Consider the following 24,811-nt stretch of genomic DNA (forward strand, 5'->3'; position numbering starts at 1 on the left):
ACGGTTGCGTCGTCGAATCGACGCGGCGGACCCCTAGGCGCAGCGCGTCATTCCAAAAGGGGTCGCTTCCATGTCCGTCAAACTCTCCCTCGCCGGAGCAAGCGCGATCGCGCTGCTCGTTTCGTCTCCCGTGCTGGCACAGGAAGCCGCGCCCGCCGATGAGGGCGAAGCGATCGTCGTCACCGGCCAGCGCGCGCAGCAGGAACGCGCGATCGAGATCAAGCGCGATGCCGTCGGCATCATGGACGTCGCTGCGGCGGACGAGATCGGCCAGCTTCCCGATCGTAACGTCGCCGAGGTGATCGAGCGCCTGCCCGGCGTCGGGGTGCAGTACGACCAGGGCGAAGGGCGTTATGTCGCGATCCGCGGCATTCCGTCGGACCTCAACAATTATACCGTCAACGGCTTCGAACTCGGCAACCCCGACGGCAATACCCGCCGCCTGCCGCTCGACATCGTCTCGGGGCAATTGCTCAATCGTGTCGAGGTGACCAAGGCGAAGACCGCCGACATCGATGCGCAGGGCATCGGCGGCACGATCAACCTCGTGACCCAGACCGCGTTCGACTTCGCCGAGCCTTTCGTCCTTTCGGCCAATGTGCAGGCGGGCTACCAGACGCTCAACGAGAAGGTGCCGGTTCGCGGCGACGCGAGCATTGGCGGCCGCTTCGGCAGCGACGAACAATTCGGCATCCTGATCGGCGCGAGCTATTCGAAGCGAGATTTCCAGAGCTTCGGCATCTTTCCCGACGACTGGGCGCCGTTTCCGGGCGCCGCGCGCGGCGGGCTGCCGACCAATATCAAATATACCGATTATCAGCTCGAGCGCGAGCGCATCGGCGGTATCGCCTCGTTCGACTGGCGGCCGAGCGATACGACGCATTTGTGGGCGCGCGGCCTCTATAGCAAATTCACCGAGAATGAATATCGCCAGCGCTTCCGCCTCGATTTCGCGACGCAGGACCAGCGCGAGGACGGCAATGTGACGCTGAATCCCGACGGGCTGACCGGCGTCGCGGCCGAGAGCGAGCAGCGGTCGGACCTGCGGCTCGAATATAAGGAAAAGTCGGTGCTCGTCGGCATGATCGGCGGTAAGACCGAGACCGACGACTGGACCTTCGACTATGGCTTTGCGCGCTCGCACAATGAGGTCATCGAGCCGAACCAGCTCTGGCAGTTCCGCGGCAATCCGGGGACGGTCGATTTCGACTTCACCGACAAATTGTTCAGCGCCGCGCCGCGCACTCCGCTCTCCGCCGATGGCCTCGGTTTCCGGCAATATACGGTGCAGGACGAAAGCGGCGACGAATATATCTGGACCGGCCGGCTCGACGTGACGCGGCGGCTCGGCTTCGGCGACGACAGCTGGCTGAAACTCGGCGGCAAATATCGCGCGACCGACAAGGATTTCGATTCGAACAACAGCATCTTTTCGCGCGGCGGCGATCCCGCGACGCGCTTCACGCTGGGGCAGTTCGGGCTGCAGGGCGCCGACGTCGTGAGCCATGTCGGCGGCGGGCATGACTATCTGATCACCCCGGTGATCGACGCCGGCCTGATCGACGCGTTCACCGCCGACCCCGCGAATGCCGCCTATTTCGTGCTCGACGAGAGCTCGACCCTCGCCAATGCGACGTTGAACGATCTCGACCTCGGCGAAGACATCGCCGCCGGCTATGCGATGGCGAACCTCGATTTCGGGGCGATCACCGTGACGCCGGGCATTCGCGTCGAACGCACCGACCTGACGATCCGCGGGTTCCAGCTCGAGAACGAAACCGACGTCGTCCCGGTGAACGCGAAGCGCAGCTACACCAACTGGCTGCCCAGCCTGATCGTGCGGATCGAACCCAACGACGAGGTGATCGTCCGCCTTGCCTATACGCGCAGCGTTGGCCGCCCCAATTATTCGGACCTCACCCCCGGCGGCGAGATCGGCTATGAGCAGAATGACGACGGGACGTTCGATGGATCGGTGTCGCTCGGCAACCCGAACCTCGAACCCTATATCGCCGATGCGCTCGACGCCTCGGCCGAATGGTATTTCGCGAAGGGCGGGCTGTTTTCGGTCGGTGTCTTCGCGAAGTTCATCAAGAATCCGGTCTACACGCAAAGCTTCACCCTGCTCGATACCAGCTATGGCGGGCGCGACTATGCGGTGCTCGGCTTCTCGCAAAAGGCGAACGGGACGAGCGCCGACATCATCGGGCTGGAACTTGCGTATCGTCAGCAGTTCGACTTCCTGCCCGGCTTTCTCTCGGGCTTCGGGCTCGAGGCGAATATGACGCTGATCGATTCGAAGCTGAAGGTGCCCGGCCGTGCCGACCCCGCGGCGTTTCCCGAGCAGTCTAACCTGCTCTATGGCGCACAGCTCTTCTACCAGAATGGGCCGATCGAAGCGTCGATCGCCTATCACAACACCGGCAACGCGCTGATCTCGCTCGGCGCCGACATGCTCGGCGATCAATATAATGACGACCTGCGCCGGCTCGACGCCAAGGCTTCGTTCGCTGTGACGGATAACGTCAGCCTGTTCGTCGAAGGGCAGAATCTGACTGACGAGCCGACGCGCCAATATCAGGGCGAACGCCGCGACTGGATCATCCAGAACGAACGCTATGGTCGGACGTTTTACGCCGGCGCGTCGGTGCGCTTTTGATGTTCGCCGCCGCGCTGCTGACGCTGGCCACGATCGCGGCGCCGGAAGCGAGGCAGGGCGTCGCCGCGGATCGCGCGCATATCTATGCCATCGATAATTTCGCGATCGGCAAATATGACAAGGCGACGGGCAAGCGCGTTGCGGGATGGGAAGGCGATCCGAAGCTGTTCCCGCATCTCAACAGCTGCGCGATCCGCGATGCCGAACTCGTCTGCGCCGCGTCGAACTATCCCAAAGTGCCGATGGCGAGCAGCGTCGAGATTTTCGACGCAAAGACCCTTCGCCATATCCGCACGGTCAGCCTCGGCCGGATGTATGGCTCGCTGACCGCGTTGGACTGGCATGACGGGAATTGGTGGGCGGTCTTCGCCAATTACGATGACCGCGGCGGCGAGCCGGGTCGCGACCATCGTTTCACGACGCTGGTCCGTATGGGTGCCTCGTTCCGCCCGCTCGAATCCTGGCTGTTCCCCGATGCCGTGCTCGCGCGCTTCGCGCCGAAAAGCTGTTCAGGTTTCGTATGGGGGGCCGACGGGCTGATGTATGCGAGCGGACACGACCGGCCCGAAATCTATGCGCTGCGGCTGCCGAAGGCGGGCGCGACGCTCGACCTTGTCGCGACGCTGCCGGTGCCGACCGAGGGGCAGGCGATCGACTGGGACCCGGTCGAGCCGCGCCTGCTATGGTCGATCGACCGCGCGAAGAAGGAAATCCGGGCGACAGCGGTTCCGGCACTCTGATCGTTTTTCTGTCATCCGGCGCGAGGCCCGCCGTGTTGACGCGCCTCCGGCACCGGCAGTATAGGAGCGGCCCGACCAAGGGCGGCCCGTTTGGGGTCGCCTTTTTACTTTAGTTCGAAAGGTGCCTGCCATGACGATCACGCCGCTGATGCCCGTATACCCCCGGTGCGGTGTGCGTCCGGTGCGCGGCGAGGGCGCCTATCTGATCGGCGAGCGCGGCGAGCGCTATCTGGACTTCGCGAGCGGCATCGCGGTCAACCTGCTCGGCCACGGCCACCCGCACCTGACCAAGGCGATCCAGGATCAGGCCGCGACGCTGATGCACGTCTCGAACCTCTATGGCAGCCCGCAGGGTGAGGCCTATGCAGCGCGGCTCGTCGAACATACGTTCGCCGATACGGTGTTCCTTACCAACTCGGGCGCCGAGGCGGTCGAATGCGCGATCAAGACCGCGCGCGCCTATCATTCGAGCGCGGGCAATCCCGAAAAGCACAATCTGATCACCTTCAACAACGCCTTTCACGGCCGCACGCTCGGCACCATCTCGGCGACCAATCAGGAAAAGCTGCGCAAGGGTTTCGATCCGCTGCTGCCCGGCTTCGCCTATGCACCGTTCGACGACATCAACGCCGCGCTCGATCTGGTCGACGACAATAGCGCGGGTTTCCTCGTCGAGCCGATTCAGGGCGAGGGCGGTATCCGCCCCGCGTCGCAGCCTTTCCTGCAGGCGCTGCGCGATATCTGCGACAAGCGCGACCTGATGCTCGTGTTCGACGAAGTCCAGTGCGGCGTCGCACGCACCGGGCATCTCTATGCCTATGAACATTATGGTGTCACCCCCGACATCATGGCGAGCGCCAAGGGCATCGGCGGCGGCTTCCCGATGGGCGCGTGCCTCGCGACCGAAAAGGCCGCGCGCGGCATGGTGATCGGCACGCACGGGTCGACCTATGGCGGCAACCCGCTTGCCTGTGCGGCGGGGCAGGCGGTGCTCGACGTCGTGCTCGAAGACGGTTTTCTCGACCAGGTCAAGACGACCGGCGAGCGGCTGCGCGGCGCGCTCGAACAGCTCATCCCGAACCACGACCATCTGTTCGACAGCGTGCGCGGCGTCGGCCTGATGCTCGGGCTCAAGCTCAAGTCGGACAGCCGCGCCTTCGTCGCGCATCTGCGCGACAATCATGGGCTGCTCACCGTCGCGGCGGGCGAAAATGTCGTTCGCGTGCTGCCGCCGCTCAACATCGACGAGAGCCACATCGCGGAATTCATCGAGAAACTGTCGGCGGGCGCGGCGAGCTACACGCCCGCGGAATCCTGATGTTTTCCGTTCCTGTAGAACGGAGGGCATGATGCGGCGCTTCCTGAACCTTTCCGACGCCGGCGGCGACGCCGTCGCGGCGATGCTCTCGGACGCGATCGACCGCAAGGCGGCACGCGCGGGCTGGCCGAAGGCAAAACCCGACGCCGACGCGCCGCTGGCGGACCATGTGCTCGCGATGGTGTTCGAGAAGAATTCGACGCGCACGCGCGCGTCGTTCGACATCGCGATCCGCCAGCTCGGCGGCGTGCCGATGATCCTCGATGCGGGAACGACGCAGCTCGGCCGCGGCGAGACGATCGCCGACACCGCGCGCGTGCTGTCGCGCTATGCCGATGCGATCATGATCCGCACCGACGACCATGCGAAGGCCGAGGAACTCGCCGAATATGCGAGTGTCCCGGTGATCAACGGTCTCACCGACCTGTCGCACCCGTGCCAGATTGTCGCCGACCTCTTGACGGTGGTCGAGAGCGGCAAGGCGCTGCCGGGGCTTGAGCTCGCCTGGCTCGGCGACGGCAACAATGTCCTCGCTTCGCTGATCGAGGCGGCGGGCCTGTTCGGCTTTCACGTCCGCGCCGGTGTGCCGCAGGGCTATGAACCCGAGGCGGGCTTCGTCGAGGCCGCGCGCGCCAAGGGCGTTCGCGTCGATATCGTGCGCGATGCGCGCGAGGCGGTGGCGGGCGCCGACCTGGTCGTCACCGACACCTGGGTGTCGATGGGACAGGATCATGCGCACAACAAGATTGCGGCGATGGCGCCCTACCGGGTCGATGAGCGGCTGATGACGGGCGCCAAGGCCGACGCCATCTTCCTCCATTGCCTGCCCGCGCACCGCGGCGACGAGGTCGTCGATGCGGTGATCGACGGCGCGCAGTCGCGCGTGTGGGACGAGGCCGAAAACCGTGTCCATGCGCAGAAGTCGATCCTGCTCTGGGCGCTCGGCAAATTGTGAGCTTTATGACGTGAGCGAGACCATCGAAACCTGGTTCGACCAGCCCCTGCTGTTCACCATCGCCGAGCGCCATGTGCGCGGACGGCTGGTGCGGCTCGGGCCAACGCTCCAGACGATCATCGGCGCACACAATTATCCGCCGGTCGCCGAAAAACTGCTGGCAGAGGCGCTGGTGCTCACCGTGCTGCTCGGCTCGACGCTCAAGGACGAGAACGGGCAGTTGACCTTGCAGGCGCAGACCGGCGGCGGGCCGGTCGAACTGCTCGTCTGCGACTATCGCGGCGGTGAGCTGCGCGGCTATCTCAAGTTCGATGCCGAGCGGCTGGCCGAGGTCGGGGCCGATCCGACGCTGTTCGCGCTGTTCGGCGAAGGCTTTCTTGCGATCACCTTCGACCAGGCCACCACCGGCGAACGCTATCAGGGCATCGTCCCGCTCGAAGGCACGTCGATCGGCGAGGCGGCCGAGCATTATTTCGAACAGTCGGAACAGATTCCGAGCCTGATCAAGCTCGCGGCGCGTCACGATCCCGAAGCGGGCTGCCTTGCCGGCGGATTGCTCCTCCAGCACCTGCCCGAAGGCGAGGTCGGCCGCGACCGCCTCCATGTGCGGCATGACAGTCCCGAATGGGAACATGCCAAGGCGATCGCGGTCACGCTCAAGGCCGAGGAACTCACCGATCCCGCGACCTCGCTCGAGACGCTGGCATGGCGGCTGTTTCACGAGGATGAGGTGCGTGTCGAGCCGGGCGTGACGGTGTCGCGCGGGTGCCGGTGCAGCGCCGGCTATTTCGCTGGCGTTCTCGCGCAATTCCCCGAGACCGAACGCGCCGAAATGGCCGACGATGACGGCCGGGTCGTCGTCGACTGCGCCTTTTGCTCGCGCTTCTTCCCGATCCCGCTCGAAGAGATCGCGTCCCACGATCGCAGCGAATAGCATCGGCCTGAACAGACGACGAAACGGGGTAATCCAGCGCCAAGCGGTTGAAATGCCGCTGCGGCGTTGTTAGCTATAGGCGACCGGGTCGCTTCCAGACCGCGCGGGCGGCCAGTGGACAGGTGAAAATGGCGATCTTCTCTCCCTTCGTTCGATATTCCTTACTGGCGCTCGGCCTTGCGGGCGCAACCGTGGTGCCGGCGCAGGCGCCGTCGCTGGCGATGCTCGACCGGCTCGAAAAGGGGAGTTGGCAGCTGCGCGAACGCGGCAAGGACGCGGTCGTCCAGACGATCTGCGTCGGCGACGCGCGGCGGATGATCCAGGTCTATCACCCCGGCGCGACCTGTTCGCGCTATGTGATCGAGGATACGCCCAATTCGGTGACCGTCCATTATACTTGCCCCGGTGCCGGGCATGGCCGCACGACGATCCGCAGCGAAACCAACCGGCTCGTCCAGATCGATACGCAGGGCATTGCCGAGGGCAGGCCCTTTTCGCAGGCGATCGAGGCGCGGCGCACGGGCGGCTGCTGAACAAACCAGATATTAACCATCCGCCGTTACAACAGGGCCATGGCATATCGATGTGTGCCATTCTCCCTAACGGCTGTCATGCCGAACTGGGCCGTGCGGCGACCGCCTCGCGGCCCGTTTCTTTGATGCGGCGCGACCCTTGCGCCCCCGGCGGCGGGGGCCTATCTGGCGCCGATGCAGCAAGTTTCCGGAAAAAGCGTGATCGTCCTCCTGTCGGGCGGGCTCGACTCGATGGTCTGCGCGGGCCTCGCGCGCGAGGCGGGCGCGCGGATCGTCGCGCTGACGATCGACTATAACCAGCGCCATCGCGTCGAGCTCGAATCCGCCGCGCGCATCGCCGAATATGTCGGTGCCGCCGAGCATATCGTCCTGCCGCTCGATCTCCGCCGCTTTGGCGGTTCGGCGCTGACGGCCGATATCGACGTGCCGAAGGACGGGGTCGGCGACGATGTCCCGGTCACCTATGTCCCCGCGCGCAACCTCATCTTCCTGTCGCTGACGCTCGGGCTCGCCGAGGCACGGGCTGCGCAGGACATCGTCATCGGGGTCAATGCACTCGATTATTCGGGCTATCCCGACTGCCGGCCCGAATTCATCCAGGGCTTTGAAAAGCTTGCGGCGCTGGCGACCCGCGACGGCGACAAGGGCGTCGAGTTCCGCATCCACGCGCCGCTCCAGCATATGACGAAGGCCGATATCGCCGCCGAAGCGGCGCGGCTGGGCATGGACGCCGGGATGAGCTGGTCGTGCTACGATCCCACCCCGGAAGGGCTGCACTGCGGGTCGTGTGACAGCTGCCGCCTGCGCAGCAAGGGCTTCGCCGACGCCGGGCTCGCCGACCCGACGTGCTACGCCTGATCCGATGGTCTACGCGGTCAAAGAGATTTTCCTCACGCTGCAGGGGGAAGGGGCACAGGCGGGGCGCCGCGCTGTGTTCTGCCGCTTCGCCGGCTGCAATCTCTGGACGGGGCGTGAAAAGGATCGCGCCAAGGCGATCTGCCAGTTCTGCGACACCGATTTCGTCGGCACCGACGGGACGCTGGGCGGCAAATACAAGACCGCTGCGACGCTCGCCGATGCCATCGCCGAAAGTTGGGGTGCGGGCGGCGAAGACCGCTATGTAGTGCTGACCGGCGGCGAGCCGATGCTGCAGGTCGATGACGCGCTGATCGGCGCGCTGCACGATCGCGGCTTCACCATCGCGATCGAAAGCAACGGCACCCTGCCGATTCCGCGCAGCATCGACTGGATCTGCGTCAGCCCGAAGGCGGGCAGCGATCTGGTCCAACTGAGCGGCGACGAACTGAAGCTCGTCTGGCCGCAGCCGGGCAGCGACGTCGCGCGGCTCGCGGATCTCGATTTCGGGCATCTGCTCGTCCAGCCGCTCGACGACGTGGACGCCGCCGCCAATGTGCAGGCGTGCATCGATCTGGTGATGGCCGATCCGCGCTGGCGCCTGTCGCTCCAGACGCACAAGCATCTGGGTTTGCGTTAGGGCTTATTCGCCCTTTTTTGAGGGCGCGTCGGCGGTCAGCGCCTTTTTCGCGGCCGGCATGTCGACCGCCTCGGGATTGTCGCCGGCATCGCTTTCGTCGGCGGCATCGTCGCTCTCGCTAGCCTCTTCGGGCTTGGGCGCGTCCTTCTTCGTTCCATCGTCGGGAATGCTGTTGTCGATCGCGGTGCCGTCGCTCGCCACATCGTCGAGGATGATCATCGAATCGCTGATCGATCCGGGCTGGACCTCGACCGCGTCGAGCTTGGTCGTCGATTTGCCGGTGCTGTCGCCCCCGCCGCAGGCGGTCAAGGCGAGCAGGGAGAGCGAGGCGAGGAATATGCGGGTCATGGCAGGGTTCCTAGTCTGTCGGCCCGAGCTTGTCGAGAAAGGCGGGCAGCGTCTGCACGAGCGCCGCATCGACGTCGGCGAAGGTCGCCGCCTTGCCGAGCGCGGCGAGGCTGGTCACCGGAAATTCGGCGATGCCGCACGGCACGATCCCGCCGAAATGCGCGAGGTCGGGCGCGACGTTGAGCGAAAAGCCGTGCATCGTCACCCAGCGCTTCACGCGCACGCCGATCGCGCCGATCTTGGCCTCGCGACCCTCTGCGTCGTCGGTCCAGATGCCGATGCGGCCGTCGGCGCGCCTTGCCGCGACGTCCAGCAGCGCGAGCGCGTCGATCACCCAGCCTTCGAGCGCCGAGACATAGGCGCGCACGTCGCGCCCGCGCCGCGTCAGGTCGAGCTGGACATAGCCGACGCGCTGGCCCGGGCCATGATAGGTGTAACGCCCGCCGCGCCCCGCGTCGTAAACGGGGAATTGCGGGTTCAGCAGCTCGGCGGGATCGGCGCTCGTCCCCGCCGTATAGAGCGGCGGATGCTCGAGCAGCCAGATATGTTCGCCGCCCGCGTCGGCTTGGATCGCGGCCGCGCGCGCTTCCATGTCGGCGAGCGCCGTATCATAGTCGGTCAGGCCGGGGCTTATCGTCCATTCGGGCGCGGGAAGGGAGGTCATTGCGCCGGCTATCTGGCGCGCCGCGGCCTTCGGTGCAAGACCCCCCGGCGCGTATGACCGACAGGGCTGGACAGACGCGCCGAAGATCGTCACCTTCGGACGCAACGGGGAACCAAAAAATGACGGGGTATCAATGGTAAAATTCGATATGGGCGCGGCGTGGGACGACACGTTGCAGCTTTTGAGATCGCACACGGCGCTCGTCGGGACGATCGCGGGCGTATTCCTCTTCCTGCCGGCGCTCGCCTTCGCCTGGTTCGGCCCGGTACCGATCGAGCCGCCCGCGGGCGCCGATTTCAACCAGGTCGTGGCAACATTTCGCGAAAGCTTTCGCCAGATGATCCCCGGCCAGCTGGTCATCGCGCTCTGCACCTTGATCGGAACCGCGGCAATCCTGCGGCTCTGGCTTTCGCGGGCGGGAATCAGCGTCGGCGAGGCGCTGACCTTCGGCCTCATGCTCTTCCCGACGATGATTGCGGTCCAGATCCTGTGCGGAATCGCGATCGGTTTCGGTCTCGTCCTGCTGATCGTTCCCGGTATCTACCTGATCGGGCGGCTCGCGCTCGTGACGCCGGCGATCGCCGATCGCCGCATCTACAACCCTTTCGAGGCGATCCGGACGAGTTGGGAGCTGACCCGCGACAACGGCTGGGCGGTCTTCTTTTTCCTGTTCCTTGTCGGCATCGTGATCGTGATCGCGGCGCTGATCGTCGGCGGGATCGTCGCGGTGATCTTTGGCAGCGAGCCGGGTATCGGTCGCATGATGGGGGGCTTCGTCGAAGCCGCGTTCGGCGCGATCGGTAGTCTGGTGTCGATCGCCGTATCGGCCGCGGCCTATCGCCAGCTCGCGCTACGGACCTCGTCCGACGTGTTTCAGTGACAGGCAAACCCGCAGCAACAAAGAATGGGTCGCAATCGGGGCGAAGCCGGTCGGCCTTCGCCCAACTTTGGACGGAGTGAAGAGCAGGTTTTGACAAGCAGGGGGAAGTGACATGACGAAAATGAGTATCGGAGCGGCTTTTTCCGAAACCTTCGCGTTTCTGAAGGCCAATTGGATGCAGATGCTGATGTGGGTGGGCGGTGCGCTCGTCGTCGTCGGTCTGCTTGGCTATCTGTTCCTCGGATCGACCTTTGCGGCGATGGCGATGTCGCCCAATGACCCTTCGCTCATCATGGGGGCATTCGGCAAGATCAGCCTGTTCGCGCTGGTGGCCGCGGTAATCTTCTACGGCGTGTCGATGCTGATCTGGCGTGGTGGCATGCACCCCGGCGAGGCGCCGAATTTCGCCTGGGCGTTTCAGGCCGGACCGGCGCTGGCATTTGGCATGATCGTGATCATGATCGCGGCCTATATCGTCATCTTCATCGTCATGTTCATCCTGACGCTGATCTTCGGCGCGGCGCTCGGCGGAATGGGTGGCTTGTCTCCCGCGGCGCTGGAATCGGGCGGTGCCGGCGCGATCGGTGGCGGGGCGATCCTCTTGATGGTGCTCGTCTATATCGCGGTGATTGTTTTCCTCCTGTGGGTGCAGGGCCGCTTCATGGTCGCCGGGCCGGTGATGGCCGAGCGGCTGACGCGCAATCCGGTCACGGGTCTGAGCGAATCGTGGCGGCTCACCGGCCCTTCGCAGTGGGTGATCGTCGGCTTCTATCTGCTCTTCACGATCGGCCTGTTCGTCTACGCGCTGGTCGCGGGGATGATATTCGGCGGCATTCTCGGCGCGGTCGCGGGCGGTTCGGTCGTCGGCGCGATGCTGACGATGATCGTGATGGCGGCGCTCGTCTATCTGCCGATCATCATGATCTCCTTTTCGATGCCGGTCGGCGTCTATCGCGCCATCGCGCCGCGCGCATCGGGCGACGTCTTCGCCTGATCGGACGTATGAACTTGGCGAGAGGGCGCTCCGGAAACGGGGCGCCCTTTTCGCATCAGGCCCATTTTGCGAGCGGCGGCAGGCTCATCAGGATCGCGTCGATATTGCCCCCGGTCTTGAGCCCGAACAGCGTTCCGCGGTCGTAGACGAGGTTGAATTCGGCATAGCGGCCGCGCCAGATCAGCTGCGCGTCGCGCTCGGCCTCGGTGAAGGGCAGGCCCATGCGGCGGCGCACGATCTGCGGAAAGATGTCGAGGAAAGCCTCGCCGACCGCCTGCGTCAGCTGGAAATTGCGGTCATACTCGGCATCGTCGCCGCATTCGAGATGGTCGTAGAAGATGCCACCGACGCCGCGGTGGACGCCGCGGTGGGGGATGTAGAAATAATCCTCGGCCCATTTGGCATAGCGTTCATAGACGTCGGGGCCAAAGGGCGCGCAGGCGGCGCGCAGCCGCGCGTGAAAGGCGTCGGTGTCTTCGGCATATTCGATCGGCGGGTTGAGGTCGGCGCCGCCGCCGAACCAGCGCCGCGTCGTCGCGAGGAAGCGCGTGTTCATGTGGACGGCCGGGACGTGCGGATTCGCCATATGGGCGACAAGGCTGATCCCGGTGGCAAAGAAACTCGGATCTTCGGCCGCGCCGTGGATCGACGTGGCGAATTCGGGCGCGAACTGGCCACCGACGGTCGAGACGTTGACGCCGACCTTTTCAAAGACCTGGCCCGTCATCACCCCGCGGACACCGCCGCCGCCTTCGCCCGGTTCGATCCCGTCGGCATCGCGATCCCACGGGGTATAGGCAAAGCGCGCGTCGCTGCCCGCCTCGGCCTCGATCGCCTCGAATTCGGCGCAGATCCGGTCGCGGAGCGATTCGAACCAGTCGCGTGCCGTCTGTTGCTGCGGGTCGAGCGGGGTCATGCCGGAAAGCCTTTCGTTTGCCTGAGCGCCTCGGCGAGCGCGATGCCAGCCGCGACCGCGACATTCAAGGATCGAAAGCCGGGTTGCATCGGAATCGCGATCCGTGCGGCGGCCGCATCGTGGACATGGTGCGGCACGCCCGCGCTCTCCGATCCGAACAGCAGGACATCGCCAAGGCCGAACTCGAAATCGGGAAGCGACGTCGCGCCCGCGGTCGTGAGCAGGACGACGCGCTGTCCGCCGATCTGCGACCAATGGCGGAACGCGTCCCAGTCCGGGTGTCTGCGAACATTCGCGCGCACCGCGTAATCCATCCCTGCGCGCTTCAGCGCCGCGTCGCCAAAGGGAAAGCCGCACGGTTCGATAATATGCGCCGGCGCGCCGAAACAGGCGGCGGTGCGTAATATGGTGCCGACATTGCCGGCGATGTCGGGTTGAAACAGCGCGATTTCCATGCTGCCGCCATAAAGGCGAAGGCGCCGCGAATCGAGAGACTTGTCCGTGTCGGGGCGGGCAGGTGACGGAAGCGGAAATTGCCTGTTGGCAAGCCCGGACAGTGCGGCTATCAGGCCCGCAATTCCCGGAGGGGCCGCCGGGTTGTGCGCTTTCGTGCGCGTGCAACAGGGGCGGTCATTCCTTCGAGAATCTTTGTGGTTCACCCATACAAGGGCAATCGAATGGCCAGTGAAACTGAACTCAACGCCGGTATCGAAGATGGCGTACGCCGCCGGGATTTCATCAATATTGCGGCAGTGAGTTTCGCTGGTGTCGGTGCGGTGGCGGTGGTGCTGCCGCTGCTCAACCAGATGAACCCGTCGGCCGACGTGCTCGCGCTGTCGTCGACGGAAATCGACATTTCGGCGATTCAACCCGGTCAGGCGATCAAGACGAGCTGGCGCAAGCAACCCGTGTTCGTGCGCAACCTCGTTGCCAAGGAAATCGCCGAAGCCAAGGCCGTCCCGATGGGCGACCTGCGCGACCCCGAAACGATCGACCAGCGTACCAAGCCCGGCAAGGAAAACTGGCTGATCACGCTCGGCGTCTGCACGCATCTCGGTTGCGTGCCGCTCGGCGCCGCCGAGGGTGAGAATCGCGGCGATTATGGCGGTTATTTCTGCCCGTGCCACGGTTCGCACTATGACACCGCGGCGCGCATCCGTAAGGGGCCGGCACCCAAGAATCTGGTCGTGCCGCCCTATGAATTCACCAGCGATACCGTCGTGACGATCGGCTGAGGAGCGAGATAAGATGAGCTTTCCCTGGGCCAAGCCCTATGAGCCGCAACATCCGCTGATGAAGTGGATGGACGAGAAGCTGCCGATCCCGCGGCTGGTCTACAACGCCACGGGACCCGGCTATCCGGTTCCGCGCAACCTCAACTATTTCTGGAACTTCGGCGTCCTCGCCGGCGCCGCGCTGATGATCCAGATCATCACCGGTATCGTTCTGGCGATGCACTATGCCGCCAATGCGGACGTCGCGTTCAATTCGGTCGAGCATATCATGCGCGACGTGAATGCCGGCTGGTTCATCCGCTACGCGCATATGAACGGCGCGAGCATGTTCTTCATCGTCGTGTATCTCCACATCTTCCGCGGCCTTTATTACGGTTCGTACAAGGCGCCGCGCGAAATGGTGTGGCTGCTCGGCGTAGTGATCTTCCTCCTGATGATGGCGACCGCCTTCATGGGCTATGTGCTTCCCTGGGGCCAGATGAGCTTCTGGGGCGCGCAGGTGATCACCGGCTTCTTCTCTGCGATCCCGCTCGTCGGCGAGCCGGTGCGCGAATGGCTGCTTGGCGGCTTCGTTCCCGACAACGCGACGCTCAACCGCTTCTTCTCGCTGCACTATCTGCTGCCGTTCGTGATCCTGGGTGTCATCATCCTGCACATCTGGGCGCTGCACATCCCGGGTTCTTCGAACCCGACGGGCATCGAGGTGAAGGACGAACAGGACACCGTCCCGTTCCACCCCTATTACACCGCGAAGGACGGCTTCGGCGTCGGCGTCTTCCTGCTCGTGTTTGTCGCGCTGACCTTCTTCAGCCCGAACACGCTCGGCCATGCCGACAATTATATTCCGGCAAACTCGCTTTCGACGCCCGCGCATATCGTTCCCGAATGGTATTTCCTGCCCTTTTACGCGATCCTGAAGGCCTTCACCTTCAACTTCCTGTGGATCGACGCGAAGCTGTGGGGCGTCATCGCGATGTTCGCTTCGATCGCGCTGCTGTTCTTCCTGCCCTGGCTCGACAGCTCGCCGGTCAAGTCGTCGAACTATCGCCCGCTGTACCGCATCTTCTTCTGGGTCCTCGTCGCCGACGTACTGCTCCTCGGCTGGTGCGGCATGCAGCCCGCCGAACAGCCGTGGGTGATCCTCAGCCAGCTGGGTGCGATCTATTATTTCGCGCACTTCCTGGTGATCCTGCCGATCGTGTCGCGGATCGAACGCCCGCTTCCGATGCCGAATTCGATCACCGAAGCGGTCCTCGCCAAACACGCCACCGACACCGCGTCGGCTTCGGCAACGGCCTGAGCGCCGGACTTTAATAGGAGCTGATACAGCCATGGTTCGTCCGCTCGGTTTTCTCGTCGGTCTCGGTTTCATTACCGCGCTGGTGCTCGCGATCTTCACGACGCCGCTCAAGAATGAACCCAATGTCGCGCACGAGTTTCACAAGCACCCCAAGCATCTGAAGCTCGCCAGCGATGGCATCCTGCTGCCGCATTGGGACAAGGCGCAGCTGCAACGCGGGATGCAGGTGTACAAGGAAGTCTGCTCGGCCTGCCACGGCCTGCACCTCGTCGCCTTCCGCGACATTGCGGACCTCGGATACACCGAAGGGCAGATCAAGACTTTCGCCAGGGGCTTCCAGGTCCCGTCGATCAACCCTGACACGGGTGAACCGGCGACGCGCGATGGCCTGCCGTCGGATTATTTCCCGTCGCCCTACGCGAACGAAGTCGCCGCGCGCGCCGCGAACAACAATGCGCTGCCGCCCGACCTTTCGCTGATCACCAAGGCGCGCGAAGGCGGCAAGGACTATGTCTATTCGCTGCTGACCGGGTTCCAGAACCCGCCGGCGAACCTGCCGGCCGAGCTGAAGCCGGGCACGGGGCTGCACTACAACCCCTATTTCGCGAACCTCAACCTCGCGATGGCCCCGCCGCTGGCTCCGAACCAGGTCACCTATGCCGATGGCACCCAGGCGACCGTCGACCAGATGTCGAAGGACGTGACGGCATTCCTCGTCTGGACCGCCGAACCGAAGCTGATCAAACGCATCCAGGTCGGTTATGCGGTGTTCTTCTTCCTGCTGATCTTCACTGTACTGACCTATCTGTCGTACCGGAACATCTGGGCCGACAAGAAGCATTGAGAAACGGGGGCAGGGCGATTGTGACGTCATGATCGCCCTCCCGCCCCAGCCGGACCTCGACCTCGCGTCACTCGTCCGCACGATCCCGGACTTTCCAAAGCCGGGCATCCAGTTTCGCGATATCACGACGCTGATCGGCGATGCCGCCGGTTTCAGCGAGAGCGTGCGCCGGCTGAGCGCGCGCGCCGCGGCCTACCGCCCCGATCTCATCGTCGCGGTCGAGGCGCGCGGTTTTCTGTTCGGCGCCGCGATGGCGACCGCCATGGGTCTTGGCGTCGTTCCGGTACGCAAGGCGGGCAAGCTGCCCGGCGTGACGATCGGCGTGGATTACGAACTCGAATATGGCGTCGATCGCCTCGAACTCCATGATGGCGCGGTGCTGCCGGGGCATCGCGTCATCCTCGTTGATGACCTGCTCGCGACCGGCGGCACGATCCTCGCCACCGCAGCGCTGATGCGCAGCGTCGGTGCCGAGGTGGCGGCGGCGCTGTTCGTGATCGATCTGCCCGATCTTGGCGGGTCGCAGCGGCTCGATGCAGCCGGACTGGCTTGCGAAACGCTGATCGCCTTCGACGGCGACTAGGCGCTTCGGCGCATTTTAGATCAGGCCGTGGTTTCGCCAGATCAACAGCAAGCCGGTCCCGACGATGACGTCGATGACGACGCACCAAGGCACATACCACTGCGGGATCGCCACGAGCGGCAGATGCGCGCGACGGTGATGCGCGAAATCCCACGCGGCGTGGCCGAAATAGGCAAGCGGCAACAGGAGGGGCCAGTGCAGCAAGCCGAGCAGCCCCGCAATGGCGAAGGCGCCGGTGACGTTGAATTCGACAAGCTGGTCGCGGGGCGATCCGTTCACGACGGCAAACCCGAAATAGATACCGGCAATCAACGCGATCAGAATCGCGGCGAAAGCGAGCGATGCCTGCGCCGACAGGAATGCGTGTGGGAGCAGCGAGGCAACGCCGACGGCCACCCCGGTCAGGATCGGGCTCCGCTCGAACGGCGAAAGCCGGCGGTCATGATGCAAGGGTTCGACCGACATAATGCCTCCCCGACTGGTTGCGTGCGGCGGGCCGGCACGTCAAAGTCGCTCTCTTGATATCACAGTCAGGGGCGTCCGTCGCCGGGGGTATTATCCGGATGCCTGGGCCTTGGCCGAGAGCGCGATAGCCTCGATCTCGATACGGAATCCGAAATGGAGCGGGCCGGTGGGGACAACGCTTCGGGCGGGTCGCGTTTCGCCGAAGAATTGCCGGTACAGGATGTCCAGTTCATCCCAGTCGGCAATGCTGCTGAGATAGACGGTCGTCTTGATCACCTGTGAAAGGTCGGCACCGGCCTGATGCAGGACGTTTTCGAGGTTCGACAATGTTTGCTCGACCTGTGCCTTGAACGGTGCATCCGCCAGCGATGAATCGCGGCCCGGCCGCAGAGGAAGCTGGCCCGAGACGAAGATCAGGCCGCCGCCGACCGTGAAGGGCGAATAGTGCGGGTCACTGGCGGGCTTCGATGTCATGTCGTCGATCTCCGGATGGGGCGGTCCCCGATATCATCCGCACAAAGAAAAAGCCCGCGCCGAAGCGCGGGCTGTCGCCCCCGTGGCAAACGGGCCAATTCTCAGAAGGGTACCCAATTCTGCTTTTTGCGGAACTTCATATAGCCGACGTTGGCGCCGAGCCGTGCGCCGACGCCGACCCGGATCGGGATCAGCACGACGTCGCCGCGGCGCAGGTAGCTCGCGTTGAAGCCTCCGACTAGATAGGCGGCGCCTTCGCCCGCAGGATAGCGTTTGTAGAGATCCTCGCTGTCGAACAGATTGTAAACGAGGACGAAGGTGTTGCCGGCGTTCGCGCCCGCGTCGAAACCGATCGACGGGCCGGTCCAATAAGCGGGCAGCTCGCCCTCGATCTTGTGGTGCAGCGTGCCCGAACCGTAGCGCACGCCGAGGACGAGCGCGCCGCCAGCTTCGCGGCCAACGATATAGGCGTTGGGTTCGCCCTGCTTCTTGAGGATATCCTCGATCAATCCCGCGAGACCCTGTGCGCCCTTGCCGAACACACCTTCCGCCGCACCGATCAGGTCGTCCTGCTTATAGGTCGAGCCATCGTCGGTGGCGACGCTGGTGGCGGTCATATCGGCGGTGTCGCCGCTCGTCGTGCCGCCGTCGACCGGCGTTTCGCTCGTCTGTTGGTCGCCGGTCGCAAGGTCGCTGTCATACGACGGCTCGCTGTAGGGATCGCTTGTTGTCGCAGGCGGTGCGGGACTGTCGAGATCGGAGTCGATTTGCGTGTTGCTGGGATCGATCTCGCGCATCTGCGCCGCCGCCGGCAGCGGCGTCAATGCAAGTCCGAGCGAGGCCAAGGCTGCAAGAGCAAGGCTGGTGAACGTCTTCCGCATATTGGACCCCCAAAAATCGAGCGGCACCTTTGCGCCGAAATCTACGTTAATCATGACTCGCTTTGACGCGGGGGCAATGAACGGGCGATGACCTGAGTCGAATTTACGCCGGACCGAATCATTCGAGCGACGAAATGCGCGCAAGGCCCATAAAATTGAACAATCTTTGCCGTTGCGGGGCGCGAGGCGCATGGCTATAGCGACCCGCCTAGGCCAAACCTGCCGTTAGCGCGGCAGACCATGCGGAGACGTGGGTGAGTGGCTGAAACCAACGGTTTGCTAAACCGTCGTACTGGTAAATCCGGTACCGAGGGTTCGAATCCCTCCGTCTCCGCCACCTACTTCCCTTTCGATCGAAAACCATAGGCCGCCGCTGCCTGCCGGCCATGCGTTCGCCCGGCCGCTGCCGCGCGCGCGGCATTTTTCGCGTGGTTCACAAATTTTATTGTAATTGAGAATCGTTCGCGATAATGCCGCTCGCATCCCGCTCCTCCGGAACCCGCCGCAGAAACCTTCGATGCACGCACCGACATCCCAACGCCCGGCGGCCCGGAAGAGCCGGAACGCCTTTTGGCTGAAACAGCTGCATATGTGGCACTGGATGAGCTCGGCCGTCAGCCTGATCGGCCTGCTCCTGTTCGCGATCACCGGCTTCACGCTCAACCACGCGGCGGATATCGAAGCTGCGCCGGTGGTCACCGAAGCGGCGGCGACGATGCCGCCGACCATGCTCACGGCGCTGAAGGCGGCCGTTCCCGCGGCTGAAAAGGCGCCGTTGCCGACCGCCGTTGCCGCCTGGGTCGAGGAGCGCTTTCCCGTCAAAGCGTTCGCTGAGGCCGAATGGTCGGCCGACGAAGTCTATCTGCCCGCGCCGCGTCCTGGCGGCGACGCGTGGGTCGCGATCGATCTGGCGACCGGCAAGGCGACGAGCGAGGTCACCAGCCGCGGCTGGATTTCCTACCTCAACGATCTCCACAAGGGTCGCAATTCGGGTGGCGCGTGGAGCCTGTTCATCGACGTCTTCGCGCTCGCCTGCCTCGTTTTCGCGGTCACTGGCCTGTTCCTGCTCCAGCTTCATTCGGCGAAGCGCCGGAGCACCTGGCCGCTGGTCGGGCTGGGGCTCGCGATTCCCGCCGCCATCGCGACCATCTTCATCCACTAGGGAGACCCTTCATGCAGCTTACCACCCCAGCGCGCATCGTCGGCGGGACGATCGGCCTTGGTGCCATACTCACCGCGCCCTTATTTGCCGCCGCGCCGGGGACGATGGACGTCGCGGTCAATATTCCGCGGCTGAAGGTCGCCGAATATCACAAGCCCTATGTCGCGATCTGGGTCGAGAAGGAGGGCGCGAAGCCGAGGACCGTGGCGGTCTGGTACGATTACGACATGAAGGCGAACGAAGGCACGAAGTGGCTTCGCGACGTGCGCCAGTGGTGGCGCGCCGCGGGCCGTTCGATGACTTTCCCCGCGAACGGGATCACCGGCGCGACGCGCGCACCGGGCGCGCACAAAATCTCCTTCACGCGCGCGCAGCTCGGCGCGTCCGCGCCCGGCCAGTACATGCTGGTGATCGAGGCGGCCCGCGAAGTGGGTGGCCGCGAACTTCTGCGTATCCCCTTTACCTGGCCCGCAAAGGCCGGAGCGGGCGGACGCGCCGCGGGAAAAAGTGAATTGGGGGCCGTCTCGGTTTCCTTCCGTTAAGCAGGAAAGGACAGGGTGATGAACAAGGGTTTTTGGGGCTTCGCAGCGGGGGCGGCGCTTGCCGCGATCGCCACCGTCCCGGCATCGGCGCACCGTCAGTGGATGCTGCCGTCGTCGACCGTTCTGTCGGGCGACGATGTCTGGGTCACGGTCGACGCCGCGATATCGAACGATCTTTTCTACTTCGAACATCATCCGATGCGCCTCGACGCGCTGAAGGCATGGGCGCCTGACGGCAGCGAGGCGGCGATCGAGAACAAGGCGACCGGGCGCTATCGCAGCACCTTCGACGTCCATCTGACGCAGAAGGGGACGTGGCGGATCGCGTCGGTATCCGACGGCGTGATGGGCAGCTATGACCTGAACGGCAAGACCGAGCGCCTGCCGCGCGGCACGACGACCGCGAACCTCGCCGAGCGTATCCCCGCGGGCGCGACCAATGTGCGGACCGCCGAAGCGAACAATCGCAACGAGATTTTCGTGACCGTCGGCGAGCCGACCGTGACGCTGTTCGAACCGACGGGGAAGGGGATCGAGCTGGTCCCTGTCACGCATCCGAACGACCTGATCGCGGGCGAGGTGGCGACGTTCCAGTTCCTGCTCGACGGCAAGCCCGCGGCGGGCCTGCCCGTCACGGTGATCCCCGGCGGCATCCGTTATCGCGACCAGCTCGGCCAGATGGACCTTCAGACGGGTAGCGACGGCAAGATCGAGATCAATTGGACGGGCCCCGGCCTCTATTGGCTGAACGTCACGACGCCGCGCACGGCGCGCGAAGAAGGCGCCGCGGCACTGGCAGGGCCGCAGCGCCGCGCGAGCTATGTCACGACGATCGAGGTACTCGCGCCCTGACCGACCGCATATTGATCCCTCGCGCGTTGACGCCTGCCGCCTTCGCCGGGTGCGACGCGCGGGCAGGGATCGAACGCTTCGCCGGCGAGAGCATGGGGACGAGCTGGTCGCTGCAGGCGGTGGCGCCGCCCGCCTCGACCCTGCACGGCGTCGAGGCGGCGCTTGCTCTCGTTGTCGAACAGATGAGCCAGTGGGAAGCGGAATCCGATCTCTCGCGCTTCAATCGCGCGCGCGCCGGCGTATGGCGCGAGGTGCCGGACGAACTCACCCATGTCGTGAAGGCGGCGCTTCGAATCGCGCGCGCCAGTGGCGGCGCTTTCGACGCGGGCCTCGGCCGCCTGACCGAAGCATGGGGCTTCGGCAGCGCGGGGGCTGTCGATAGTGCGCCGCCCCCGACCAGCGCGTCCGCCGCAAGGACGATCGATTTCGATCGCGCGACGCGGCGCATCCGGCGCGGCGAAGGCGCGGCGCTCGACCTCTCGGGGATCGCCAAGGGCTATGCCGTCGATCTTGCCGCCGACTGGCTGTTCGACATCGGCGTGCGCCACTTCCTGCTCGAACTTGGGGGCGAACTGCGTGGCGAGGGGATCCGTCCAGACGGACAGCCCTGGTGGGTCGATGTAGAAATGCCGCCGACGGCATCGCTCGCGCCGTGGCGCATCGCGCTGCACGACCTGTCGGTGGCGACCTCGGGCAATTATCGGCGGGGCTTCAGCGCGGGTGGTCAGCATTATTCGCACAGCTTCGATCCCGCGACCGGACGCCCCATCGTCAACGGCGTCGCATCGGTGACGGTACTGCACCGCAGCTGCATGATCGCCGACGGCTGGGCGACGGCGTTGACCGTGCTGGGCCCCGAAGCAGCGATAGCGTTGGCCGATAAGCAGGAACTGGCCGCGTGCGTGGTCGCGGGCGACCGCGAATATGTCTCGCGCGCGTGGCGCGCGATGCTGGATTAACTGTCCGCCCAGAGCCGCAGCAGATTGTGATAGACGCCGGTGAGTTCGATCACCGAGCGGTCCTTGCCGCCGAGTTCGCCGGTCAGCCGCTGCACTGCGCGATCGAGGTCGAACAATGTCCGGCGCTTCTCGGCATCGCGGACCATCGATTGCAGCCAGAAGAAGGAGGCGACGCGCCGCCCGCGCGTGATCGGCGTGACGCGGTGCAGGCTCGACGAGGGATAGACGACCGCGTGACCGGCGGACAGTTTGACGCGCTGGACGCCATAATGATCCTCGATCAGCAATTCGCCGCCGTCGTAATCCTCGGGCGCTTCGAGGAAGACGGTGATCGACAGGTCGCTGCGGATGCGGAAATCGCTGCCGCGCTTGAGGCGGATCGCATTATCGACATGCGTGTCGAATAGCTGCCCGGCCCCGTAACGATTGAACAGCGGCGGGTAGATTTTGAGCGGAAGTGCCGAGGCGAAGAAGATCGGGGAGCGGCCGAGTGCTTCGAGGATCATTCGCCCCGCCTGCTTGGCGGCCTCGCCATCCTCGGGCAATTGCTCGTTCTGCTTGGCGAGCGCCGACTGGTGGCCCGACGTCGCATTGCCGTCGATCCATTCGGCGGCATCGATGATCGCGCGGATGTCCGCCACTTCGGCTGGGGAGAGCAGGTCGGGAACGGCAATCAGCATCGGTAGTGTGTTCCTTACCCTCCGGCGCTGCCACAGCTTGTGCCGGGGATCAATGCCGGGAGCGGCGCCGGGCCGCTCCCGGCAAGGTTCGTTAAAGCCCGACCGTCAGGGTCAGCACCGCAGACCGCGCGTCGCCGGGGGTCGCCCAGCCATTGTTGCGGATGCGGGTGAAATAGAGCTTGTCGGTGAAATTCTTCACGTTGAGCTGTGCCGAAATCCGGTCGGTGAAATCATAGGCCAGATAGGCGTTGTGAACCCAGTAATCGTCCGACTGGAACAGCTCCGGATCGGCCGTTGCCGTCGGCAGGTTAAAGGTGAATTTGCCCTGATAGGTCGCTCCATATCCGATCTTCAGCCCGAACGGCAGTTCATAGGTGGTGAACAGGCTGCCCGAATGTTTGGGTGTGTTCTGGATCCGCGCGCCGGCGACCGGATCGGGGAAGGCGGGCGAGTTGGTGCAGGCGCCTTCGCCGGGATTGGCGAGGCAGTAATCGGACACCGACTGCAAAATCTCGCTGTCGAGATAGGTATAGTTGGCGGTGATCGACCAGCCGGGAAGGATCTGCCCGACGGCGCTCAGCGCGATGCCGTCGACGCGCGAATGGCCGTCGAGCACCTGATCGGGCAGCGTCGGATCGCCCGAATTGACGCGATAGCTGTCGCGCTCGTTGCGGAACGCCGCGGCGCTCAGCAGCAGGCGGCCGCCCGCGACCTCGGCCTTCACGCCGATCTCGTAATTCTTCGCGCTTTCCGGTTTGACGTTGCAATTGCCGTTGGTTGCGGCCTCTGAACAACTGCCGTTGACCGACGCCTGCGAGGGCGTCTTGGAATTGCCGTAGGCGGCATAGAGGGTGACGGCCTCGACCGGTTTGTAAACGAGTCCGATGCGATAGGAAAAGAGGTTGTCGCTATACTCGGTCGGGGTCGTGATGCCCAAGCCGTTGCGGTTCGATCCGCTGCTCTTTTCATAACGGACACCGCCGTTGAGTTCGAACTTGCCGAGCTTCATCGCGTCGAACAGATAGAGTGAATAATTGTCGACCTCGCCGCGCTGGCGGCCGGTGTAGGTGAAATTGACCGGCCCTTCATAGACATTGCTGCCATAAGAGAAGCCGTCGGGGAGCGCGGGGCCGACGACCACCTCGTTCGGGTTGGCGATGTTGACCAGCGGATAGCGGCTATAGAAGGGCGTGCCGTCGGCGTTGCGCAGCGCATTGCCGTTGTTGAGCGTATATTTCTCCCACAATGCCGAGGCGCCGACAACGAGCGTATGTTCGATCGCGCCGGTGTTGAACGTGCCGCGCAGGTCGACCTGGTCGTACATCAGCTCGTTCGTCGAATCGCGGAGCGTCCCGCGCGGGCCGCCGATGTAATAATAGCCGTCGGGCACGGTGAAGCTGCCGAAGCCGTTGACGTTGATCGTGCAGCTGTCGCCTCGCGGCGTCACACCGGTCGAAAGGCAATAAGTGCCTTGCGGCGGGCCCACGACGGTCAGCTGGCTGACCTTCTGCCAGCGCGCCAGATTGCGGATCGACCAGTTGTCGCTGAATTCATGTTCGACGATCGCGGTCGCCTGATCGACCGTGATTTCCTGTCGATCGACATTGCGGTAACCGAAATAATCGCTGCGGTGGACGCCCGGGATCAGGCCATCGTAATAGGGCACGCCATATTGCGGGATATTGTCGTCTTCCTGATGCAGATATTGCAGCGTCAGCTTGGTCGGTCCCGCCATGCCGATGCTGATCGACGGCGCGACGCCCCAACGCTTGTAGTTATCGACATCGCGTCCTGGCACGTCATTCTTGTGCGCCATCGCGTTGAGCCGCACCGCGATCAGGTCGTTGACGCGGAGGTTCGCGTCGACCGTGCCGCGGTAATAATTGTCGGTGCCGATGCCCGCGGTGCCGACGACGCGCGTCTCGTCGAGCGGGCGCTTGGTGACGATGTTGATCGATCCGCCGACCGATCCGGCGCCACTCTGCACCGAATTGGCGCCGTTGACGATTTCGAGCTGTTCGAGGTTGAACGAATCCGACCGGTTATAGGCGGCGCTGTCGCGCACGCCGTCCTGCGTGATGTCGCTGCCCGCCGAATAGCCGCGGAAGTTGATCGAATCGGCGGGCGGTGAGCCGCCTTCGGCTGCGCCAAAGGTGATGCCGGGGACCGTCGAGAGCATGTCGCGCAGCGTCAGCAGATTCTGCTGCTCGATCGTCTCGCCAGTGATAACGGTCACCGTTTGCGGCGTGTCGCGCACCGGACGCGTCGATTTCGGCGATTCCTGCTGCGTCTGATAATGCTGCCCGGTGACGATGATCTGCTCGCGTTCGTCGCGGCGTTCGCGCTCGGACTGCTGTTCGGAAGACGCGTCGGCACCCGTATCGGCCGCCATGGCCGC

Annotated in this window: 27 protein-coding genes and 1 tRNA gene; 19 read left to right on the top strand and 9 right to left on the bottom strand. The window is 64.5% G+C overall.

All coding sequences use genetic code 11. The annotated features are described in order from the left end of the window. Nucleotides 1-70 precede the first annotated feature (70 nt). The 8 genes from HDC29_RS07950 (at nt 71) to queE (ending at nt 8,634) form a co-directional block, all read left to right on the top strand. Nucleotides 71-2,659, top strand: a complete 2,589-nt coding sequence (locus tag HDC29_RS07950; RefSeq protein WP_179496023.1) for a TonB-dependent receptor — start codon at nt 71-73, stop codon at nt 2,657-2,659. Then, nucleotides 2,659-3,399, top strand: a complete 741-nt coding sequence (locus tag HDC29_RS07955; protein WP_179496025.1) for a hypothetical protein — start codon at nt 2,659-2,661, stop codon at nt 3,397-3,399. The genes HDC29_RS07950 and HDC29_RS07955 overlap by 1 nt, the downstream gene beginning before the upstream one ends. A 130-nt stretch (nt 3,400-3,529) precedes the next feature. Next, a complete protein-coding gene (locus HDC29_RS07960; RefSeq protein ID WP_179496026.1) occupies nt 3,530-4,717 on the top strand; it encodes an aspartate aminotransferase family protein in 1,188 nt (395 codons plus the stop codon). A gap of 28 nt (nt 4,718-4,745) precedes the next feature. Then, entirely contained in the window at nt 4,746-5,672 is a 927-nt protein-coding gene (gene argF / locus HDC29_RS07965; protein ID WP_179496027.1) for an ornithine carbamoyltransferase, read from the top strand. Nucleotides 5,673-5,682: 10 nt separating this feature from the next. After that, complete coding sequence (locus tag HDC29_RS07970; protein ID WP_326913212.1) at nt 5,683-6,606, top strand: Hsp33 family molecular chaperone HslO; 924 nt, start codon at nt 5,683-5,685, stop codon at nt 6,604-6,606. A gap of 128 nt (nt 6,607-6,734) precedes the next feature. After that, nucleotides 6,735-7,139: a hypothetical protein gene (locus HDC29_RS07975; RefSeq protein ID WP_179496029.1), complete on the top strand. Its 405-nt coding sequence runs from the start codon at nt 6,735-6,737 to the stop codon at nt 7,137-7,139. A gap of 174 nt (nt 7,140-7,313) precedes the next feature. Beyond that, complete coding sequence (gene queC, locus HDC29_RS07980) at nt 7,314-7,997, top strand: 7-cyano-7-deazaguanine synthase QueC (protein ID WP_179496030.1); 684 nt, start codon at nt 7,314-7,316, stop codon at nt 7,995-7,997. A gap of 4 nt (nt 7,998-8,001) precedes the next feature. After that, on the top strand, nt 8,002-8,634 hold the full coding sequence (gene queE / locus HDC29_RS07985) for a 7-carboxy-7-deazaguanine synthase (protein WP_179496031.1): 633 nt from the start codon (nt 8,002-8,004) through the stop codon (nt 8,632-8,634). 3 nt (nt 8,635-8,637) lie between these two features. On the opposite strand, the gene HDC29_RS07990 is transcribed toward queE, so the two are convergent. Both HDC29_RS07990 and lipB read right to left on the bottom strand, forming a co-directional pair. After that, complete coding sequence (locus HDC29_RS07990; RefSeq protein ID WP_179496033.1) at nt 8,638-8,982, bottom strand: hypothetical protein; 345 nt, start codon at nt 8,980-8,982, stop codon at nt 8,638-8,640. 10 nt (nt 8,983-8,992) lie between these two features. After that, on the bottom strand, nt 8,993-9,646 hold the full coding sequence (gene lipB / locus HDC29_RS07995; protein ID WP_179496035.1) for a lipoyl(octanoyl) transferase LipB: 654 nt from the start codon (nt 9,644-9,646) through the stop codon (nt 8,993-8,995). A 133-nt stretch (nt 9,647-9,779) separates the two neighbouring features. On the opposite strand from lipB, the gene HDC29_RS08000 reads away from it, so the two are divergent. Then, nucleotides 9,780-10,526 carry a glycerophosphoryl diester phosphodiesterase membrane domain-containing protein gene (locus tag HDC29_RS08000; protein ID WP_179496037.1) on the top strand — a complete coding sequence of 249 codons (747 nt, stop codon included), beginning with the start codon at nt 9,780-9,782 and terminating at the stop codon, nt 10,524-10,526. 112 nt (nt 10,527-10,638) lie between these two features. Further along, nucleotides 10,639-11,520: a hypothetical protein gene (locus HDC29_RS08005; protein ID WP_179496039.1), complete on the top strand. Its 882-nt coding sequence runs from the start codon at nt 10,639-10,641 to the stop codon at nt 11,518-11,520. 55 nt (nt 11,521-11,575) lie between these two features. Here HDC29_RS08005 and hemF read toward each other — a convergent pair whose 3' ends face one another. Then, the gene (gene hemF, locus HDC29_RS08010) at nt 11,576-12,436 is read right to left on the bottom strand and encodes an oxygen-dependent coproporphyrinogen oxidase (RefSeq protein ID WP_179496041.1); all 861 of its coding nucleotides are present in this window, start codon (nt 12,434-12,436) and stop codon (nt 11,576-11,578) included. Next, the gene (locus HDC29_RS08015) at nt 12,433-12,891 is read right to left on the bottom strand and encodes a tRNA (cytidine(34)-2'-O)-methyltransferase (protein ID WP_179496043.1); all 459 of its coding nucleotides are present in this window, start codon (nt 12,889-12,891) and stop codon (nt 12,433-12,435) included. The genes hemF and HDC29_RS08015 overlap by 4 nt, the downstream gene beginning before the upstream one ends. A 222-nt stretch (nt 12,892-13,113) precedes the next feature. Here HDC29_RS08015 and petA point away from each other — a divergent pair, with 222 nt between their 5' ends. From petA to HDC29_RS08035, 4 genes are read left to right on the top strand one after another with little or no spacing between them, the layout of a single operon-like run. Then, on the top strand, nt 13,114-13,671 hold the full coding sequence (gene petA / locus HDC29_RS08020; RefSeq protein ID WP_179496045.1) for a ubiquinol-cytochrome c reductase iron-sulfur subunit: 558 nt from the start codon (nt 13,114-13,116) through the stop codon (nt 13,669-13,671). Nucleotides 13,672-13,684: 13 nt separating this feature from the next. Further along, the gene (locus HDC29_RS08025; RefSeq protein ID WP_179496047.1) at nt 13,685-14,971 is read left to right on the top strand and encodes a cytochrome b/b6; all 1,287 of its coding nucleotides are present in this window, start codon (nt 13,685-13,687) and stop codon (nt 14,969-14,971) included. 31 nt (nt 14,972-15,002) lie between these two features. Then, on the top strand, nt 15,003-15,815 hold the full coding sequence (locus HDC29_RS08030; protein WP_179496049.1) for a cytochrome c1: 813 nt from the start codon (nt 15,003-15,005) through the stop codon (nt 15,813-15,815). 28 nt (nt 15,816-15,843) lie between these two features. Beyond that, nucleotides 15,844-16,398, top strand: coding sequence for an adenine phosphoribosyltransferase (locus tag HDC29_RS08035; RefSeq protein WP_179496051.1), 555 nt, complete (start codon nt 15,844-15,846; stop codon nt 16,396-16,398). A 15-nt stretch (nt 16,399-16,413) separates the two neighbouring features. Here the strand turns inward: HDC29_RS08035 and HDC29_RS08040 are convergent, their stop codons facing one another. The 3 genes from HDC29_RS08040 to HDC29_RS08050 form a co-directional block, all read right to left on the bottom strand. Further along, complete coding sequence (locus HDC29_RS08040; RefSeq protein ID WP_179496052.1) at nt 16,414-16,863, bottom strand: DUF6010 family protein; 450 nt, start codon at nt 16,861-16,863, stop codon at nt 16,414-16,416. A 90-nt stretch (nt 16,864-16,953) separates the two neighbouring features. Then, on the bottom strand, nt 16,954-17,337 hold the full coding sequence (locus HDC29_RS08045) for a RidA family protein (RefSeq protein WP_179496053.1): 384 nt from the start codon (nt 17,335-17,337) through the stop codon (nt 16,954-16,956). A 101-nt stretch (nt 17,338-17,438) separates the two neighbouring features. Then, nucleotides 17,439-18,218 (bottom strand): DUF1134 domain-containing protein, encoded by a 780-nt coding sequence (locus HDC29_RS08050; RefSeq protein ID WP_179496054.1) that lies wholly within the window; start codon nt 18,216-18,218, stop codon nt 17,439-17,441. A 244-nt stretch (nt 18,219-18,462) separates the two neighbouring features. Between HDC29_RS08050 and HDC29_RS08055 the strand changes: the two genes are divergently transcribed. The 5 genes from HDC29_RS08055 to HDC29_RS08075 all read left to right on the top strand — a co-directional run bounded on the left by HDC29_RS08055 (nt 18,463) and on the right by HDC29_RS08075 (nt 21,733). Beyond that, nucleotides 18,463-18,555 (top strand) — tRNA-Ser (locus HDC29_RS08055). A 180-nt stretch (nt 18,556-18,735) separates the two neighbouring features. Next, nucleotides 18,736-19,380, top strand: a complete 645-nt coding sequence (locus HDC29_RS08060) for a PepSY-associated TM helix domain-containing protein (protein ID WP_179496055.1) — start codon at nt 18,736-18,738, stop codon at nt 19,378-19,380. Nucleotides 19,381-19,391: 11 nt separating this feature from the next. Further along, the gene (locus HDC29_RS08065) at nt 19,392-19,922 is read left to right on the top strand and encodes a DUF2271 domain-containing protein (protein ID WP_179496056.1); all 531 of its coding nucleotides are present in this window, start codon (nt 19,392-19,394) and stop codon (nt 19,920-19,922) included. Between the two features lie 18 nt (nt 19,923-19,940). After that, entirely contained in the window at nt 19,941-20,774 is an 834-nt protein-coding gene (locus HDC29_RS08070; protein WP_179496057.1) for a DUF4198 domain-containing protein, read from the top strand. A 26-nt stretch (nt 20,775-20,800) separates the two neighbouring features. Continuing rightward, nucleotides 20,801-21,733, top strand: coding sequence for an FAD:protein FMN transferase (locus tag HDC29_RS08075; protein ID WP_306455567.1), 933 nt, complete (start codon nt 20,801-20,803; stop codon nt 21,731-21,733). On the opposite strand, the gene HDC29_RS08080 is transcribed toward HDC29_RS08075, so the two are convergent. Both HDC29_RS08080 and HDC29_RS08085 read right to left on the bottom strand, forming a co-directional pair. Beyond that, nucleotides 21,730-22,413: a Fe2+-dependent dioxygenase gene (locus HDC29_RS08080; RefSeq protein ID WP_179496058.1), complete on the bottom strand. Its 684-nt coding sequence runs from the start codon at nt 22,411-22,413 to the stop codon at nt 21,730-21,732. The genes HDC29_RS08075 and HDC29_RS08080 overlap by 4 nt on opposite strands. Before the next feature lie 91 nt (nt 22,414-22,504). Further along, entirely contained in the window at nt 22,505-24,805 is a 2,301-nt protein-coding gene (locus HDC29_RS08085) for a TonB-dependent siderophore receptor (protein WP_179497352.1), read from the bottom strand. Between the last annotated feature and the right edge of the window lie 6 nt (nt 24,806-24,811).

Origin of the sequence: Sphingopyxis sp. JAI108 (genome assembly GCF_013410105.1) — a bacterium.
Lineage (GTDB): Bacteria > Pseudomonadota > Alphaproteobacteria > Sphingomonadales > Sphingomonadaceae > Sphingopyxis > Sphingopyxis chilensis.

What these genes read in the sequence shown, in the direction of transcription:
- lipB (WP_179496035.1), bottom strand. Translation starts at nt 9,646, where the DNA reads ATGACCTCCCTTCCCGCGCCCGAATGGACGATAAGCCCCGGCCTGACC.
- hemF (WP_179496041.1), bottom strand. Translation starts at nt 12,436, where the DNA reads ATGACCCCGCTCGACCCGCAGCAACAGACGGCACGCGACTGGTTCGAA.
- HDC29_RS08005 (WP_179496039.1), top strand. Translation starts at nt 10,639, where the DNA reads ATGACGAAAATGAGTATCGGAGCGGCTTTTTCCGAAACCTTCGCGTTT.
- queC (WP_179496030.1), top strand. Translation starts at nt 7,314, where the DNA reads ATGCAGCAAGTTTCCGGAAAAAGCGTGATCGTCCTCCTGTCGGGCGGG.
- HDC29_RS08085 (WP_179497352.1), bottom strand. Translation starts at nt 24,805, where the DNA reads ATGGCGGCCGATACGGGTGCCGACGCGTCTTCCGAACAGCAGTCCGAG.
- HDC29_RS08065 (WP_179496056.1), top strand. Translation starts at nt 19,392, where the DNA reads ATGCAGCTTACCACCCCAGCGCGCATCGTCGGCGGGACGATCGGCCTT.
- queE (WP_179496031.1), top strand. Translation starts at nt 8,002, where the DNA reads ATGGTCTACGCGGTCAAAGAGATTTTCCTCACGCTGCAGGGGGAAGGG.
- HDC29_RS07955 (WP_179496025.1), top strand. Translation starts at nt 2,659, where the DNA reads ATGTTCGCCGCCGCGCTGCTGACGCTGGCCACGATCGCGGCGCCGGAA.
- HDC29_RS08015 (WP_179496043.1), bottom strand. Translation starts at nt 12,891, where the DNA reads ATGGAAATCGCGCTGTTTCAACCCGACATCGCCGGCAATGTCGGCACC.
- argF (WP_179496027.1), top strand. Translation starts at nt 4,746, where the DNA reads ATGATGCGGCGCTTCCTGAACCTTTCCGACGCCGGCGGCGACGCCGTC.
- HDC29_RS08045 (WP_179496053.1), bottom strand. Translation starts at nt 17,337, where the DNA reads ATGACATCGAAGCCCGCCAGTGACCCGCACTATTCGCCCTTCACGGTC.
- HDC29_RS08050 (WP_179496054.1), bottom strand. Translation starts at nt 18,218, where the DNA reads ATGCGGAAGACGTTCACCAGCCTTGCTCTTGCAGCCTTGGCCTCGCTC.
- HDC29_RS07975 (WP_179496029.1), top strand. Translation starts at nt 6,735, where the DNA reads ATGGCGATCTTCTCTCCCTTCGTTCGATATTCCTTACTGGCGCTCGGC.
- HDC29_RS07950 (WP_179496023.1), top strand. Translation starts at nt 71, where the DNA reads ATGTCCGTCAAACTCTCCCTCGCCGGAGCAAGCGCGATCGCGCTGCTC.
- HDC29_RS08035 (WP_179496051.1), top strand. Translation starts at nt 15,844, where the DNA reads ATGATCGCCCTCCCGCCCCAGCCGGACCTCGACCTCGCGTCACTCGTC.
- HDC29_RS08080 (WP_179496058.1), bottom strand. Translation starts at nt 22,413, where the DNA reads ATGCTGATTGCCGTTCCCGACCTGCTCTCCCCAGCCGAAGTGGCGGAC.
- HDC29_RS08070 (WP_179496057.1), top strand. Translation starts at nt 19,941, where the DNA reads ATGAACAAGGGTTTTTGGGGCTTCGCAGCGGGGGCGGCGCTTGCCGCG.
- HDC29_RS07990 (WP_179496033.1), bottom strand. Translation starts at nt 8,982, where the DNA reads ATGACCCGCATATTCCTCGCCTCGCTCTCCCTGCTCGCCTTGACCGCC.
- HDC29_RS07960 (WP_179496026.1), top strand. Translation starts at nt 3,530, where the DNA reads ATGACGATCACGCCGCTGATGCCCGTATACCCCCGGTGCGGTGTGCGT.
- HDC29_RS08000 (WP_179496037.1), top strand. Translation starts at nt 9,780, where the DNA reads ATGGTAAAATTCGATATGGGCGCGGCGTGGGACGACACGTTGCAGCTT.
- HDC29_RS08030 (WP_179496049.1), top strand. Translation starts at nt 15,003, where the DNA reads ATGGTTCGTCCGCTCGGTTTTCTCGTCGGTCTCGGTTTCATTACCGCG.
- petA (WP_179496045.1), top strand. Translation starts at nt 13,114, where the DNA reads ATGGCCAGTGAAACTGAACTCAACGCCGGTATCGAAGATGGCGTACGC.
- HDC29_RS08040 (WP_179496052.1), bottom strand. Translation starts at nt 16,863, where the DNA reads ATGTCGGTCGAACCCTTGCATCATGACCGCCGGCTTTCGCCGTTCGAG.
- HDC29_RS08060 (WP_179496055.1), top strand. Translation starts at nt 18,736, where the DNA reads ATGCACGCACCGACATCCCAACGCCCGGCGGCCCGGAAGAGCCGGAAC.
- HDC29_RS08025 (WP_179496047.1), top strand. Translation starts at nt 13,685, where the DNA reads ATGAGCTTTCCCTGGGCCAAGCCCTATGAGCCGCAACATCCGCTGATG.